The 12971-nt window shown below is 44.9% G+C and carries 25 protein-coding genes; 1 reads left to right on the forward strand and 24 read right to left on the reverse strand.

Annotation, left to right across the window (positions count from 1 at the left end; genetic code table 11):
* Positions 1 to 12: 12 nt before the first annotated feature.
* The 23 genes from M3630_RS05080 to M3630_RS05195 all read right to left on the reverse strand — a co-directional run bounded on the left by M3630_RS05080 (position 13) and on the right by M3630_RS05195 (position 12445).
* Positions 13 to 1578, reverse strand: a complete 1566-nt coding sequence (locus tag M3630_RS05080; RefSeq protein ID WP_251251437.1) for a phage portal protein — start codon at positions 1576 to 1578, stop codon at positions 13 to 15.
* 24 nt (positions 1579 to 1602) lie between these two features.
* A complete protein-coding gene (locus tag M3630_RS05085; RefSeq protein WP_251251438.1) occupies positions 1603 to 2880 on the reverse strand; it encodes a PBSX family phage terminase large subunit in 1278 nt (425 codons plus the stop codon).
* Positions 2881 to 3116: 236 nt separating this feature from the next.
* Entirely contained in the window at positions 3117 to 4292 is a 1176-nt protein-coding gene (locus tag M3630_RS30925; protein ID WP_285860236.1) for a terminase small subunit, read from the reverse strand.
* Between the two features lie 890 nt (positions 4293 to 5182).
* Positions 5183 to 5665: an Atg14 domain-containing protein gene (locus M3630_RS05105; protein WP_251251439.1), complete on the reverse strand. Its 483-nt coding sequence runs from the start codon at positions 5663 to 5665 to the stop codon at positions 5183 to 5185.
* An 11-nt stretch (positions 5666 to 5676) separates the two neighbouring features.
* The gene (locus M3630_RS05110) at positions 5677 to 6066 is read right to left on the reverse strand and encodes a hypothetical protein (RefSeq protein WP_251251440.1); all 390 of its coding nucleotides are present in this window, start codon (positions 6064 to 6066) and stop codon (positions 5677 to 5679) included.
* Between the two features lie 15 nt (positions 6067 to 6081).
* Positions 6082 to 6246: a hypothetical protein gene (locus M3630_RS05115; protein ID WP_251251441.1), complete on the reverse strand. Its 165-nt coding sequence runs from the start codon at positions 6244 to 6246 to the stop codon at positions 6082 to 6084.
* Positions 6247 to 6277: 31 nt separating this feature from the next.
* The gene (locus M3630_RS30930) at positions 6278 to 6409 is read right to left on the reverse strand and encodes a hypothetical protein (protein WP_285860238.1); all 132 of its coding nucleotides are present in this window, start codon (positions 6407 to 6409) and stop codon (positions 6278 to 6280) included.
* Positions 6406 to 6651, reverse strand: a complete 246-nt coding sequence (locus tag M3630_RS05120; protein ID WP_251251442.1) for a hypothetical protein — start codon at positions 6649 to 6651, stop codon at positions 6406 to 6408. The genes M3630_RS30930 and M3630_RS05120 overlap by 4 nt, the downstream gene beginning before the upstream one ends.
* A 27-nt stretch (positions 6652 to 6678) precedes the next feature.
* Complete coding sequence (locus tag M3630_RS05125) at positions 6679 to 6852, reverse strand: hypothetical protein (RefSeq protein ID WP_251251443.1); 174 nt, start codon at positions 6850 to 6852, stop codon at positions 6679 to 6681.
* Positions 6853 to 6899: 47 nt separating this feature from the next.
* Positions 6900 to 7229 carry a hypothetical protein gene (locus tag M3630_RS05130; RefSeq protein ID WP_251251444.1) on the reverse strand — a complete coding sequence of 110 codons (330 nt, stop codon included), beginning with the start codon at positions 7227 to 7229 and terminating at the stop codon, positions 6900 to 6902.
* A 25-nt stretch (positions 7230 to 7254) separates the two neighbouring features.
* Positions 7255 to 7413 (reverse strand): hypothetical protein, encoded by a 159-nt coding sequence (locus tag M3630_RS05135; protein ID WP_251251445.1) that lies wholly within the window; start codon positions 7411 to 7413, stop codon positions 7255 to 7257.
* Between the two features lie 33 nt (positions 7414 to 7446).
* Positions 7447 to 7812, reverse strand: a complete 366-nt coding sequence (locus tag M3630_RS05140; RefSeq protein WP_251251446.1) for a hypothetical protein — start codon at positions 7810 to 7812, stop codon at positions 7447 to 7449.
* Positions 7796 to 8041 carry a hypothetical protein gene (locus tag M3630_RS05145; RefSeq protein ID WP_251251447.1) on the reverse strand — a complete coding sequence of 82 codons (246 nt, stop codon included), beginning with the start codon at positions 8039 to 8041 and terminating at the stop codon, positions 7796 to 7798. The genes M3630_RS05140 and M3630_RS05145 overlap by 17 nt, the downstream gene beginning before the upstream one ends.
* Complete coding sequence (locus tag M3630_RS05150) at positions 8031 to 8942, reverse strand: DUF5131 family protein (protein ID WP_251251448.1); 912 nt, start codon at positions 8940 to 8942, stop codon at positions 8031 to 8033. Before M3630_RS05150 ends, M3630_RS05145 begins: the two co-directional genes overlap by 11 nt.
* Positions 8939 to 9193, reverse strand: coding sequence for a hypothetical protein (locus M3630_RS05155; protein WP_251251449.1), 255 nt, complete (start codon positions 9191 to 9193; stop codon positions 8939 to 8941). Before M3630_RS05155 ends, M3630_RS05150 begins: the two co-directional genes overlap by 4 nt.
* Before the next feature lie 31 nt (positions 9194 to 9224).
* Positions 9225 to 9497, reverse strand: coding sequence for a hypothetical protein (locus M3630_RS05160; RefSeq protein WP_251251450.1), 273 nt, complete (start codon positions 9495 to 9497; stop codon positions 9225 to 9227).
* Positions 9498 to 9534: 37 nt separating this feature from the next.
* Positions 9535 to 9675 (reverse strand): hypothetical protein, encoded by a 141-nt coding sequence (locus M3630_RS05165; RefSeq protein ID WP_251251451.1) that lies wholly within the window; start codon positions 9673 to 9675, stop codon positions 9535 to 9537.
* A 40-nt stretch (positions 9676 to 9715) separates the two neighbouring features.
* Entirely contained in the window at positions 9716 to 10210 is a 495-nt protein-coding gene (locus M3630_RS05170) for a phage N-6-adenine-methyltransferase (RefSeq protein WP_251251452.1), read from the reverse strand.
* A 42-nt stretch (positions 10211 to 10252) separates the two neighbouring features.
* Complete coding sequence (locus M3630_RS05175; RefSeq protein ID WP_251251453.1) at positions 10253 to 10666, reverse strand: hypothetical protein; 414 nt, start codon at positions 10664 to 10666, stop codon at positions 10253 to 10255.
* A gap of 132 nt (positions 10667 to 10798) precedes the next feature.
* Positions 10799 to 11389 (reverse strand): hypothetical protein, encoded by a 591-nt coding sequence (locus tag M3630_RS05180; RefSeq protein ID WP_251251454.1) that lies wholly within the window; start codon positions 11387 to 11389, stop codon positions 10799 to 10801.
* 34 nt (positions 11390 to 11423) lie between these two features.
* Positions 11424 to 11615 carry a hypothetical protein gene (locus tag M3630_RS05185; protein WP_251251455.1) on the reverse strand — a complete coding sequence of 64 codons (192 nt, stop codon included), beginning with the start codon at positions 11613 to 11615 and terminating at the stop codon, positions 11424 to 11426.
* 19 nt (positions 11616 to 11634) lie between these two features.
* Positions 11635 to 11877, reverse strand: a complete 243-nt coding sequence (locus M3630_RS05190) for a hypothetical protein (RefSeq protein ID WP_251251456.1) — start codon at positions 11875 to 11877, stop codon at positions 11635 to 11637.
* 25 nt (positions 11878 to 11902) lie between these two features.
* Positions 11903 to 12445 (reverse strand): site-specific integrase, encoded by a 543-nt coding sequence (locus M3630_RS05195; RefSeq protein WP_251251457.1) that lies wholly within the window; start codon positions 12443 to 12445, stop codon positions 11903 to 11905.
* A gap of 61 nt (positions 12446 to 12506) precedes the next feature.
* On the opposite strand from M3630_RS05195, the gene M3630_RS05200 reads away from it, so the two are divergent.
* Positions 12507 to 12734: a hypothetical protein gene (locus tag M3630_RS05200; protein ID WP_251251458.1), complete on the forward strand. Its 228-nt coding sequence runs from the start codon at positions 12507 to 12509 to the stop codon at positions 12732 to 12734.
* On the opposite strand, the gene M3630_RS05205 is transcribed toward M3630_RS05200, so the two are convergent.
* The gene (locus M3630_RS05205; protein WP_251251459.1) at positions 12718 to 12963 is read right to left on the reverse strand and encodes a hypothetical protein; all 246 of its coding nucleotides are present in this window, start codon (positions 12961 to 12963) and stop codon (positions 12718 to 12720) included. The genes M3630_RS05200 and M3630_RS05205 overlap by 17 nt on opposite strands.
* Positions 12964 to 12971: the final 8 nt, after the last annotated feature.

The following is a 12971-nucleotide window of genomic DNA, read 5'->3' on the forward strand; positions in this document are numbered from 1 at the left end:
TCACGAATCCGGTTAAGAATTTCTGATACGTCTTCTAAACCTGTCAAAGACTCGCCTAAACTTTTCAAAGCCGCTTGTATCGCCTTGCGGTAAGCCTGCTCTATTCGCCGTTTCGGAGCCCAAAGGGATTTCCTCGCCATAGTCTACTTCACCACCAAATCCCAACTCACCCTGATGTGTGCTGTCATCTGCGTTTTCGATGTCCTCATCTGTAATATTGCTGAACATGCCAGTGGTGTCAGAGAGCTGCTTCAATTCCTTGAGGGATACCTTTTGACTAATCAAGCCAGCATTATACACTTCGAGAATCGACTTAGTTTTCTTGTCAGCAAGCTCTGCGATTTCCTTGTCATCTGGTGTACGGATTGGATTGAACGTGTAGTCAATATCGTCAGGTATCGCCCCGAATTCAGACATGTACATAATCGGTAGTAGCTTGTCGAGGACTGGCCCCAAAGTAGATTCCTGTTGCTGCTGGACAACCTCGTAATAGTTCAGCATATCTGATTCGCCGGTCGCATTCATGCCAGCAGGAGCCCTGCCAAACAACTTTGTGACCGGGATCTGGCACGCGCCCGCAATATCCAGCATGAAACTCTCATAGATGTCATTCAGTCCAGCGAATGCATACGAGTGGGTTTGAAACTCATCATTTTTTCCGATTAGATGAAGGCCCATATTCGACATGAGCCAGTTTTGTGCTTGCAGAGTGTTGTAAATATCGGATTGGAGTTTTTCATCTCCAATCGATAACATTTCCCCTAAATCCTCACTCTTCATAACTCGGAGGTTTGCCAGAAAGATAAGCTGAGCGATATTCCAACTAGTATTGTCGCGCTTTTTCAGCTCGTCAAAGATGACCTCAACCTCAGAAGCTCCCCAGTATACTTCTGCGAGCTTTTCCCAGTATGGCAACTCTCTACCGATAAACCGAACAATGCGGCTATGATGTACCACCATCGACTTGCCTTCATCCACAGTTACCTGATAGGACTCTGGCAGACCGAATTCAGGGTCATCGATATCTTTGACCAGTTCAGGACTAGGATAAACCCCTGACCATCGATCAAGAATCATCAGACCTTTGAAAGAGCCGGGCATGATCGTGTCAAAGTCTAATAGTTGGTGCAATATATCATCGTGCCCCTCGATCATAATTAGTCCGACCGCGCCACCGTACAACCTGCCCCACTTTAGACCTTGAAGAATTTTTGACTTGACCCTCCGAGTACGCCACAGCTTATTAATCTTTCTGATTTCGTCAGGCGGTAATTGTGTTGTTATCGTAATCCAATTGCGTGTCATGTCCTCTGGTATTGCATCAACGATCTTTCGGATAATCCAGTGGTTCCGGTACAGGCTGTTCATTAGCTGGTAATTCTGCGTGAGCCTAGTTAGCGGGTACTCTGTACCTTCCATGAGATTCGGTGTCCCATGTCCCAATCGTGCTAATACGTTTGAAAAAGCATCCGTTGTCAGCCCGCGCGGCATCTTCTGCTCAGGTTTGATTTGCTCCCGGGTAGCAGGAGGTTGCTGGGCATCCCTTACCTTCTTGCGTTGTTTATTGCGTCTACTCAATCCTTGTCCCTCCTTTCAAACAGTCTAAGCTGACAATCTTCTTGGCTTAATGATTGTCTTCACGAAGTACCTGCCCGCGTCCATGCAGTGGTCTTTTTGCTTAATCGGCTTTTCCTTACCATTCTTCGCTGCTTTCTCATCCCAGATGTAACTTGCTCGCTCTATCAGGAAGTTTGGGCAATTCCTCCGGTGAACACGCAATTTTCGCTTTGCAATCATCGTTGCTACGTTTCGGATGCCATCTTCCACGTCATTATCTGCATCCTTAACTCGATATCCCCTATTCCGTAGGGCGATCTTGAAGCTTGCTGCTGAAGGGTCCAAGACTGAATAAATGGGCATATGTTCAGTTCCGACAAACTGCTCAAAATCATCAGCATACTGACTATCGTCTTTTTGACCTTTTGCCCGTCCGTCATAATAATACTCATTCAATATCCAACACGTATCCCCATCGTCCCAAATGTCTAAGAAGACCATGGGATTGCTTGTCCCATAATCCATAGAGATATACCGTTGAGCTAGCATCTTGAATCCAGGCGGCAAGTCTTCATCATCGAATGTGTTCTCGTCATCGTCCCACATGTCGTAGATGATGCCTTCAGCCAGCACCCATAATCCGAGAATGTATCGCTTGAAGAAGATGCCTGTATACATGCGCTTATAGCGTTCTTTTGTCTTCGGTGACAGCGACAGGTTGTCATCCATCGTAAAGTGGATGTGTAGCGCGTTTTTATTCTTTAAATCGTTAAGCCACTCTTCTTTGAACCAGTGATATGGTCCAGCAGGGTTACAGTTAAACCAAAACTTCGCACCTTCGACTGAGCAACGAGCAGTGGCTTGGCTTACAAATGATTGCGGCATTAGCGCGACTTCATCGAAGAACATTCCAGCAAGAGTAATACCTTGGATCAAATCCTGCGATGCTTCATCTTTACCGCCGAACAGGTAGAAATAATTCGTTTTACCCTTGTACGTGATCGTTAGATAGTTGTCTGCTCGATGATCTTTGACTTTATATCCGCGCCCTTTGAGAATCCGCTTTAACGGTTGAAGCACATTCCTGCGAAGTGCCCCTATCGTCTTGCCAGCTAAACCAAGGTTCTCATCTTCGAAAGAGTCCATTGCCCACGCCACATACGAAAGGGACATAACTACTGTTTTCCCGGCACGTACAGAACCGTCACAAATAATGGCATCCCTATCCTTTACAGGAGAGTCGGGACGCCACCACGTTAGTACCTTTAGCTGTTTGTTAGATAATGGACTCCATTTGAAGGAGGATGATTTTGCTTTCTTCATCTATTTCAGCACCTCATTCCCTCCTCACAAAAATGAATACGATATACATTTCCGGTTAACATAATATTTATTATCTGACTCAAACATTTTGCAAGAACGTGATAACAGAGCGGTTTGTCTGTAGTGTGGATAACTCGCATTTATACATTGATTATGCAAATCGCTTTATATCGCGGTTTTTAGCGTTTCAGGCAAATTATTTCCCGAGCCGAAAATGTATAAATCATGCATAAGTTTTATCCCTCACTGTCCTCTTCATCATCGTCCCAAATGTCCTGTACTTTTCCATCCAAGGCTTCAAGGAATCCGTCGTCCTCTTGTTGGTCATCATCACCCCGTAAATGCGCAACCTCTAACTTGGTCTTCTCAAGTTTCAAGCGCTGCTCTTCGGTCATGAAGCCAACGTATTTTTCAAGCTTCTCCAAGGCTTTCATCTTGTCATGCAGCTTGATGGATACGCCGTCTTTACCTTGCTTGACCTCGCCAACAACTGTGCCGTCAATCTCATCACTGTTCTTGAAAGATACAAAGTTGCGCTTGTAGGTTAGAGGTTCTCCTGTGACCGGATCGGGGATAGGCTTACCTTCTTCATTAAACAGTTGTTCTTCTTTTTGTCCGAACTCAAGCAGGTCAGTAATGTCGGCGAACGCTATCTTCATATACTCTGCGATCACTCGTTGAACACCAACTCCAAGGTCATCGACCATCGCATCTTTCTGACGTTTGATTTCAGCTTGAATCTGAGGTTTTCTCAGGTTCTCCCATCCGATAGAATAGGCTGTTTTCTTGCTGTAACCGACAGCCATTGCAGCTCGGGTGGCGTTGAAATCTCGAAGGTACTCAAAAACAAAAAGCCTCTGCTTTTCAGTCAGAGACCCATCTTCGTTACCATCTTCCAGCGGAGGATCGATACGTTCCACTTTCTCTTTGGAGCGTTCCGTAACTTTCGGAGCGTTCCGTTCCGTTTGATTGGAACGTTCCGTTGGTTTTGGAGCAGAATCTACTTTCGGTGCTTGTAGTGTCGTTTCTTTTTTTATGAATACCTTGCGAGGCTCGTTATTCTCATAGGGACCAACAACACCCTTCTGCTCCATCAGATCAATAAGCCTTGCTGCGCGGGTGTATCCAATTCGTAATCGTCGCTGCAAGAGGCTGGCAGAGGCCATCTGTACATCTACTACAATACAGACAGCTTGATCATACAGTTCATCGGCTTCTATAATGTGTTCTTGTGCTGGATGATCAGACGATCCGCTGTTTTGGGATTCCCACTTGTCCTTGTTCTTCCATCCGCGGACAGTGCCCTCAGATATGCCAAGCTGGTCAGCTATATCCTTTAGCTTGATATCGCCATTGACTTGTTGCCATATCTCGAATGCTTTGTCTCGGTTTGGGTCTCTTGCTCTTGCCATTACATATTCACCACCGCCATTGTTTGGGTTTGTCTTGCAAAATAAAAAGAGCCATTCAATCGAACGGCTCAATATTTATTCTGTTGCTTATATGTTTCCAAGGCATTTCGGAGCATCTCCTGCATTGCAGGATACCTCTCTTTAGCATGGGCGTTTAGCTGTATTTCTGTCACAAGATTTAGATCAAATCCATGAGTGAAACTCTCTTATTTTAATATTTCAGGCAATCCCAATTGCCCCTCAGATAAGTAGTGTGTGATGTTAATGGCATCTAGTACATCAACCATCAATATGCCTCTTTCAAACTCCAATTTACTCCCCCCTTACTCTTCTTTACCGATTCTTTGTGTTTATTCCACAAGTCCTATGTAATTACCTTTCAATTAACCCCACTTTCTTCGGCGTGAGGCTGCCGCCACGATCCAATCCTTTCGCCACTGTGGTCGCGGTTGCCCGAGGTAGAACGGGTATGAGCTGCGTTTGGTGTTTATGATCATGGATGATCGCAACCAGGATTGGAGTAATCGAATAAGAAGCACACGAGACAAAGATTAAGAGTGCCGCAACGTTAGTCCCTGTTTCCTATGCGCCTATTTACCAGGATCGTCCACGCCTTCTTTCCTGTCGATTGCGGGGCTGAAGTTCATTACATGGAGCCATACGCCTGAGAAATCTTAATAACCATTTCATCAGTCCCACCTCCAATAAAAAAACCGCCCATTTCTGAGCGGCTTGTCTCCCGTCTATCCATCAACTAGTATGTGGCGCGTCATCTAGCCAGATTTATTACGCCAGATGGAATCGACCGTATGTGGGAGTCGACCAGGATATCCCCGATCCCTTGTTCAGTTCCGGGAGTTCAAACATTTCCCTTTACCTTGGCTTATATCCTAGTTTACACTAGAAATTTTATGCTGTATGTGGCATCGATGTGGCATCTTTTTCATCCTGCTGGAAATCCGTCGGATATGGTCGTGGCTGTATCCTAGTTTTTCTGCGATTTCATGGAGCTTCATATTTAGCTTGTCCCTCATAAATGCAACTTTGTATTCCAGTCCATCCATCTGCGATAACAGACTGTCTAGTTGTCTTAACGTCTCGCGTTTTGCCTTGAGTTGTTCTCTGAGTTGTTCAATCGTCTCATCAATCTTATTCATTCGTTCGATGATTCTCTCGAGTGGGAATGGTACGAAGTTTGATTGAACTCGATCTCTTGAATAGTCAACCGCGCCCATACCTTTTGGCGCGTTCGCATCCATACTCTTGAGCAGGAACCGCCTTTCTGTGACAAGATCTTTGATCCTGGTTTCGAGGACATCAATCTCCATGATCAATTCGTTATAGGTATGGTCAAAGTTTTCCATCAAGCTCAATCTATCGCCTCCTAGTTTTCTTCATACAAAGCACGTTCTAATTGCTGGCAACGTTGCAATATGATTTGCAGAGCTCGTTCCTGCCCGTATCTATCTTCATCGTCCAGCCCTTCCTTGGCCCTATCTTCAATCAATCCAATTGCTTCGATCAGTTTGCTTTCACGTCTCTCTAACCGAATAACCTTTGCCTTCAAATCCTCCAGATAGACAATCAAATCGGTCGCTTCTTCAAGCGCGTATTCACAATGTTGTTCCATTGACTTAAGATGACCGGATTTATCGATTGTGTGACCATATTTCCTGATCCACTTTTCTGTTTGGCGATCTAGTCGGTCAATAATCGGGTTACGATGAGCCATTACTTTTGCCATCATTTTGATCTCGTCTTCTTGTGTGATCATTGTCGTCGCCACCCTTTATTTTTTGTTACTGGTTATTAAATCTGTTTGAAGTCTCACACATAATTGAAATGCCTCCTGACGTGTAAATCCTTCAGACTCTAGTTTTTTCATATAATTCGCCATGGTGACAGCCATTTCACCAAGAGCTGTAACGAGTTGATCAAACTGTCCAAGGTTCATATCTTCTTCACTCCCGAAATAGTATGTTAAATCAGCGTCTTTTGATTATCTTCATCGGTTTGTCAATGAACAACGTCAGTGGACCAAGGCACACCATAACAACGTGACTGCCAAAACCTACGCCCCAGAGAAGAATGTTGCCCCAATTGAATGATTTGGTCATACAGCCTCCTCGTCAATCCCAAACTCCTTCAATATTTCATCAGCAATCAGACGACCCGGATACTGCCAGTAGGCGATCTTTTTCAACGCTACTATGAGTTTCTTCTCTCGTTCCAACAGATGACTGTTTTCGTCTTCCAACTCTTCGATGCGCTTCGCTGCGTATTTGTCTGTTGGGAAATCTGAAAGTCGCAAGAATTCTTTGATTTGAGCATTCATTTCGGGGTACGTTTTTACTTCCACTTCCCTCACCTCATCACAATTTCTCATTTAATCCGGAGCAACTTCTCTTCTTTCGTGCGCCACGATTTTTATGTCGACCAACGGATTACTTGTCCGAGCAAACTTTTTAATCATCTCTATTTCAGTTTTTATCTGCTCCTCTAACTTATCGAGTTTGACGTTCTTCGTATTGCTTTCAACAAATCGCACTTTTTTCATCATTCACTCTCCTTATCACAATTTCTCTTGCTCTATTCGAAAAAAGTATGTCAAGCAAATCCCGTACCTTTTTTGTACAAAACCCAAAGTCCGTCTCCTTGTCGCTGATAGTGCCTCTCGCTCAACGGTGCTTCTAAATGAATGCGCCAATCATTATCTGGGTCATTCTTCGCAATGTCTTCTGCGTCTTGCGTAGTCCAAAAGGGTTCTTCGTCGCTTAGATCCAGTTCGTCATAGACTACTTCACCATTTTTCGTCACCTGTGCAACACCGAATCCAACAGCAATCAAGCTTTCCATAGGTAAATGTCGGTATTGATAACCGCAGCACGCACACCCACCTGAACCGCCTTCAATTCCTTGTAACTTCTCAAAAGACATTCCTGCACCTCCATTTATCGTGGCTTTAGTCGTTCAGACCGCGAGCTGTCGGAAGCACCATGACAACTTCGTGAAACAAGCCACTCTCCTCATAAGCGTACCGAGCATCGTCGTATGCTTCTTCTGGCGTGTCATATGTCTCCACCAGTAAACCTTCCAGTCTAACACCGTATCTCATATCCATTCATCTATTCCCCTTTCCACAATTTCTCTTATGTTAAACTGCCTCTTTAGCCTTGATGTAGACTCGAGCGTATTCACCAGGTAGGTCCTCTGCTCTGAACATAGAATCGGCGAGAACTGTCCTAGAGAGTTTGCTTCGATATACGCATGCATTCACTTCATACCCATCTGCAAAGGTTTCATGATCAAGCCAAATACCTTGTAACCTTGCTGCCTCAATGAGTTGTAGCATTCCGTCACCAGTAGTAGAAAACTTCGGCACATTCACTACTTTCCCAAGGGAATGACCTTCTTCGGAAATCATATGAGCGTATTCTCCTACCTCATCACGTCCATACTTTACACCTTGAAATCCTAGTGCCTCTGCCACTTTCGCATCCAACTCACGTCCTGCTTGCATCCCGTTCCCTCCCACTGTCAATTCGATGCCAGCGATTTACGCCTCGCTCGATGTTCTCGATCATCATGCTGATGGCTACATAAATCCTGATCGCCATGTATTCCTCGAATTGCAAATCAAATCGCTTTGTGTAGATCGGGCCGAGACGCTTTTGCTCAGCCCTTAATTGTTCCATGGTCATGTCCGCAAGATCGTCATAAACGGGAATTTCTTGACCGTCAATTTGCATCCCGTTCCCCTCCATCCGGAAACTGGTTCCATTCTTGCCCGTCCAACAGGCGACCAGCTCGTTTTTTTCCAACCCGATTCATGTAATCCCAATCATCATCAGTTGGGATGCTCGTATGAACGAACCCTGCGCCCTCGTCAGTAACCCAGAACTCCGGGTCCTCATCATCGTCTTCATGAGGTAAGAACTCTCCCCACTGTTTGAAGAAAAAGGCCACTCCAAACTCTTTGCACTGATCGCGCAGGCTTTCCACCCAGTATTGGCGCATTGGTCTAGCATTGGAGCCGGATTCTCCTCCAGCAATGATCCAATGGATATATGGTTTTCCCGTATCACGCTCGAGCCAATTAAGATGTACAGATAAATCAATCGGGCCCAGCAACGGCTCGCAGGAAAGGAATCGAACCGATGCTTTTGTCTTTACAAGATGGTGGACACGTTCCCTGTTGGCATCCTCATTCTCCACAGATACTCCGATCCAGATATGAGGTGGCAGCTTGTCCAGTTTTTCATGTTCCAGGTAAGCTGTTACGATCTCCCGCATCCGATCCGCACGTTTGGTCAAGACCTGGTACACATGCCAGTCAGCTTTCATCATGATGTCGAATACCTGTTTGATGAACCATCCGGGAACATCCTTATGAAATAAGTCACTCATGCTGTTCACGAATATCTTTCGCGGCTTCTTCCACTTAACTGGCTGTTCGAGTCGTTCAGAGAATAGTTGCAACTCCTTGAAAGGTTTTGCGTACTGCTGTGGAAGCCTCTTCCCTTCTTGAAAAGCCTTATGTCGCATGTCATGGAGTGCAAAAGCGTAGCAATTGCGACAACCCTCTGACACCTTGCTGCAACCGGTGACTGGATTCCATACCGTGTCCGTCCACTCAATAGCAGTCGTCATGCCGTTGCCTCCCTTACGAACCTCCGGTTTTCATCTTTAACATAGGAGTCTCCTGTAGCCGCATCTATTACACGCCACTTTTCGAACATATCTGCATACCAGGTAGCTGCGTAAAAGGCATGTTGCAGATTGGGGAACTGTTCCGCATCCTCTTGCTTATCAACATCGTCGTAGCAATACTGCTCAGGGTTGTAATTTCCGTTGTGCTTAATGTACTTCCCTGTTTCAATGTTCTGGATCACGCAAGCCATTGATACCTTCCTCCCCTTCACACAATAATTCTTACGACTCGAGTCCAATCACAACTTGAGGTGTATCCCAAAACTGCTTTTCTTTATATATTTCCATCAAGGTTTTTGTTTCTGGAAATCCAACGCACGACACTTCAATTTCGTGGTCAGGTGACATAGTTTCAATATCATCAATGTCATCAACACACCCTGTACCTTCTTGTACTTCTAAGAGGTAGTAGCCCACTGCTTCGTATTTATTGTTTGCGATGATAACTTTTGTGTCACAACCGCCACCATAAGAAATTTTGAAAAACTCCACCATCTTCACCCCTTATCAAACGTAATGATGTGTAAAGCTATCAATCAAACTGCATTTTTACTTTTCCGCCACAATGTCTGCATATGGTATCATAGACTTTCCAATTTTCATTGCTCTTCTCTTTGTTTGGTTCAGCTTCTTTGTTGCATTGCTCACAAACATGTTTGATATTTAATTTCATATTTAACCCCCTCCTATTTAACAAATCGATTGTTTTGTATCTATGCCGAGATAAAGTTCCCGTGTCTGTCGATTGCTTTGTATGAATGACCTTTGGTTCTGGATTCGAATATTACTACCGCATTCGGGAACGGTGCGTTAATCCTGCTCCCACCAAATTTTAGTCGGTGCCGAATGAACCATATCTCACCTTGCATGCAGTACCGATGCCACCATTCTGAACACGTTCTTGCTGGGACCAGACAAACGACCGTGGCTCCCTGCTGCGCGGACTCATACGCTTTTTGAACCCATTTGCCGATCTCTCTGCCATACGGTGGATTCATCCAGCAGGTGCCTGTCCATTTTTGTTGCAATCCGTCCTGATCTGGTGTATAAAATTGCTGGCACTTTGCATTATCCGGCAGAGCGCAAACGTCTGTGGTGAAGCGAAACATTTCATTCAGCTTATCGAACAGATCCTGCGGCGTTTCCCAAACATTCGTAACCGTCTCGGGATTGAAAAAGACTCCCTGATTGAAATTCGTTTTACTCATTAGGATCTCACCTCCCTTTTTACAAATCGTGTGTTCTGTGCCCTACCGAACCTCGAAGGACTTGTTTGTCGTAATAATTTCGTCCAGTTCGTCATCGGTGTAGTTCGCGTTCAAACTTTTGATGATTTCTGCTGCTTGTTCGTCGTCAAGTTCGAAATCTGCGACGAGCAGGAAGTACCCTTCCTTGTCTCCACCGTTGAAGAACACATGATCTTTTACGTCGATCATCTGCTTGGCTTTTTCAATGCACTCGGTTGCGTACCGGAAGTCCTCATTTTCTGTGCTGAACAGGATCGCTTTTTTAACTGGCTTAACCAGATGCAACAGGAACTCTGCGACCGTCTTACCAGATTCATCGATCATCTCCCAAACATCCTCCGGTAACGTCAGAGATACCTTCCTCGTGATTCCTTTTGCTTTACGTCCTGCGCCTTCTCTTTTACCGCCTCTTGCCATGTAATCCGCCACCTTTGATTTAAGTTACCCAAATCATACAACCGCAAATTCTCGAAATCAATTGATTTAGGTAACTTTTTTCATCTCAGGAGGCACTTACGCTTTTTAGGCGTTTGTAAGTTGAGGACTTAATTACCGTTGTGATAATACGCCTCTTGCCTTGTCCGCAATCATCATGGCAAAATTGGCAACGTCGGCGGACTCCCGAATCATATCCTCAAGCGATTTGCTTTGGTCATCGTATGTTACGCGTAGCTCTTGTACTTCCTCAATGAGGCGGCGATAGAGAAATGGAAACTGACACTTTTCCCAGCCACCTTTGTGGTCATTCTCCTGCAACTTTGCCTCCATCTGACCAGCAAACCATCTGACCTGCTCCCGCGGATGAATGCCACCCTCCAATTCTTTTAGAAGTCGCTCGGCATCCGTTGCAGTTCCTTCGCCGTTCAAAACCCGGTAACGCAGCTCGTCATCGATCGGCCCCCAAACAACGAACTTACCTTTTTCCCAGTAATCCGCGTAACCCTCTGCGCATCCGAGAGCTAGTACATCGAACGAGTCATCATCACCGTACTGGTTGATAACTTCATCGGTAACCCCAACCGCATTAAGCTTCATTCGAACATCTTCGTTATTTTCAACAAGAATATATGGGCTATCTCCGCCGTTTGTTTCAACCACTTCCAGGCTGTTCAGAACGTCCAAAATTGCTTGTCTATTCATCGTTCTTTCCTCCCTTTCCTGAATTGAGCTTGTGTTAAGCTTGAATATTGATCTCTAGGCTAAGCAATGCGATTGCTTCCCTGTCTGTTAATCCATGTCTGTCTCGGATTTCCCTGCCCAAAGCCTTGAAATCACCCATTGTTTTTGCTTCTTTCCTCTGTTTCTGATACTCCAAAACTTGCCCGATAGTAATGCTTTTTAGATTCTCTGATATTTCACGTTTCATCGAGGCTGCCTCCCGGTTATTACATCGTGTTTGCCCTTTGCATCTTGTAAACACATTCTTCATCATCGCAAGTAGTGATCCCGCTGTATCCAGAGTCCACTTCAACTTTCTCTCCGCACACTTCGCAATATTCGTGCGTTTTTCCCCATTCATCGACCAATTCTTTTATCTCATCAATCAGCAATTCCTTGTCCTCTGGAAAGAGCAGAATCATATCCAGCTTGATGTCAATTATTGCTTTCAGTTCCGCATCCAGTTCCAAGTTCATTACCTCCTGGTCTAGTGGCCTACAAGCTGAATCGGTCTACAGCCTCATCCATAATGTCTTGGTTAATGCCTATATACCTCAACGTAATCTGGGGATGACTATGATTCAGAATCATTTGAAGCGTTGCAATGTCATGTGTCCGGCTATAGAAATGATATCCAAACGTCTTGCGAAGTGAATGTGTTCCAATTTCATTCAGACCGATCTTCCGAGCAGTTCCATTCAAAATCTGGTACGCTCTTACCCGAGTAATTGGCTTTGCCCTCTTCTCTGAAGCAAACAAGTAATCATCGTCACTCATTCCAGTTATATAGCTTTGAATCGCTTCCTTAAGCGCCTGATTGATTTTGAAACGTTTTGGTTCCCCGGTCTTCTTTTCGGTAATAACGATGTGTGTCTTGTTCTTCACGTCAGCCACTTTCAGAGGCAGAATGTCGGAGATACGTAGACCAGTGTTGATACCAAAATTCAGTAGAAAACCGTTGCGTGCTGATTGCTTTTTCAAAAGTGCTTTCAGTTCTTCGAGTTTTTCCTTATCGCGAATTGGCTCTACAAAGTTCATGTGAATCCTCCTTTTCTTGCTGCATCTGATTGTGCTACGCTTCCAATAGGAGCGTGATAACGTGGAAAAGTCGTTTTACTATTCAGTGCCTTGGTCTGATGTAAGTTATTTGAAAAAAACTCTAGAAGCTATCGAGATACCTTTTGTGATTGAGCAGCCATCTGATAAGTTGACTCTTGATGAAGGAGCCGTTGCTTTTGTGTTCCCTGACATGCATGTCCGAGTTTATCGTCATGTACACGAGCTATTTGGCAGCCACGGAAAGGCTTATCCTAAATCTTCTGTTTGATCGTATAATCTACCCAGTTATCAAAACTCTTGAGTCGTTCCATCTCAGAAACAACCTGTTTCAACTTCGCAATCCTCGCGGGTCCAAATCCGAATTCTTGGCGCAACGCCTCATATACGATGCCTTTAGCTTGTTCTGCGGTTGCTGAAGCTGCCTTTTGCAAGTTGCCAACATCCACTGGGCGCATCGTCTTGTTGTTGTTGATCGGAGGTTTCTTATGCCTTTTCATTGGCTCCG

The organism is Brevibacillus sp. MER 51 (assembly GCF_023714195.1).
Taxonomy (GTDB): domain Bacteria; phylum Bacillota; class Bacilli; order Brevibacillales; family Brevibacillaceae; genus Brevibacillus.

Bases quoted from the DNA above. Each gene is read 5' to 3' on its own strand.
- M3630_RS05085 (WP_251251438.1), bottom strand. From the start codon at position 2,880: ATGAAGAAAGCAAAATCATCCTCCTTCAAATGGAGTCCATTATCTAAC.
- M3630_RS30925 (WP_285860236.1), bottom strand. From the start codon at position 4,292: ATGGCAAGAGCAAGAGACCCAAACCGAGACAAAGCATTCGAGATATGG.
- M3630_RS05110 (WP_251251440.1), bottom strand. From the start codon at position 6,066: ATGATCACACAAGAAGACGAGATCAAAATGATGGCAAAAGTAATGGCT.
- M3630_RS05115 (WP_251251441.1), bottom strand. From the start codon at position 6,246: ATGAACCTTGGACAGTTTGATCAACTCGTTACAGCTCTTGGTGAAATG.
- M3630_RS30930 (WP_285860238.1), bottom strand. From the start codon at position 6,409: ATGACCAAATCATTCAATTGGGGCAACATTCTTCTCTGGGGCGTAGGT.
- M3630_RS05125 (WP_251251443.1), bottom strand. From the start codon at position 6,852: ATGATGAAAAAAGTGCGATTTGTTGAAAGCAATACGAAGAACGTCAAA.
- M3630_RS05130 (WP_251251444.1), bottom strand. From the start codon at position 7,229: ATGTCTTTTGAGAAGTTACAAGGAATTGAAGGCGGTTCAGGTGGGTGT.
- M3630_RS05135 (WP_251251445.1), bottom strand. From the start codon at position 7,413: ATGGATATGAGATACGGTGTTAGACTGGAAGGTTTACTGGTGGAGACA.
- M3630_RS05140 (WP_251251446.1), bottom strand. From the start codon at position 7,812: ATGCAAGCAGGACGTGAGTTGGATGCGAAAGTGGCAGAGGCACTAGGA.
- M3630_RS05145 (WP_251251447.1), bottom strand. From the start codon at position 8,041: ATGCAAATTGACGGTCAAGAAATTCCCGTTTATGACGATCTTGCGGAC.
- M3630_RS05150 (WP_251251448.1), bottom strand. From the start codon at position 8,942: ATGACGACTGCTATTGAGTGGACGGACACGGTATGGAATCCAGTCACC.
- M3630_RS05155 (WP_251251449.1), bottom strand. From the start codon at position 9,193: ATGGCTTGCGTGATCCAGAACATTGAAACAGGGAAGTACATTAAGCAC.
- M3630_RS05160 (WP_251251450.1), bottom strand. From the start codon at position 9,497: ATGGTGGAGTTTTTCAAAATTTCTTATGGTGGCGGTTGTGACACAAAA.
- M3630_RS05165 (WP_251251451.1), bottom strand. From the start codon at position 9,675: ATGAAATTAAATATCAAACATGTTTGTGAGCAATGCAACAAAGAAGCT.
- M3630_RS05170 (WP_251251452.1), bottom strand. From the start codon at position 10,210: ATGAGTAAAACGAATTTCAATCAGGGAGTCTTTTTCAATCCCGAGACG.
- M3630_RS05175 (WP_251251453.1), bottom strand. From the start codon at position 10,666: ATGGCAAGAGGCGGTAAAAGAGAAGGCGCAGGACGTAAAGCAAAAGGA.
- M3630_RS05180 (WP_251251454.1), bottom strand. From the start codon at position 11,389: ATGAATAGACAAGCAATTTTGGACGTTCTGAACAGCCTGGAAGTGGTT.
- M3630_RS05185 (WP_251251455.1), bottom strand. From the start codon at position 11,615: ATGAAACGTGAAATATCAGAGAATCTAAAAAGCATTACTATCGGGCAA.
- M3630_RS05195 (WP_251251457.1), bottom strand. From the start codon at position 12,445: ATGAACTTTGTAGAGCCAATTCGCGATAAGGAAAAACTCGAAGAACTG.
- M3630_RS05205 (WP_251251459.1), bottom strand. From the start codon at position 12,963: ATGAAAAGGCATAAGAAACCTCCGATCAACAACAACAAGACGATGCGC.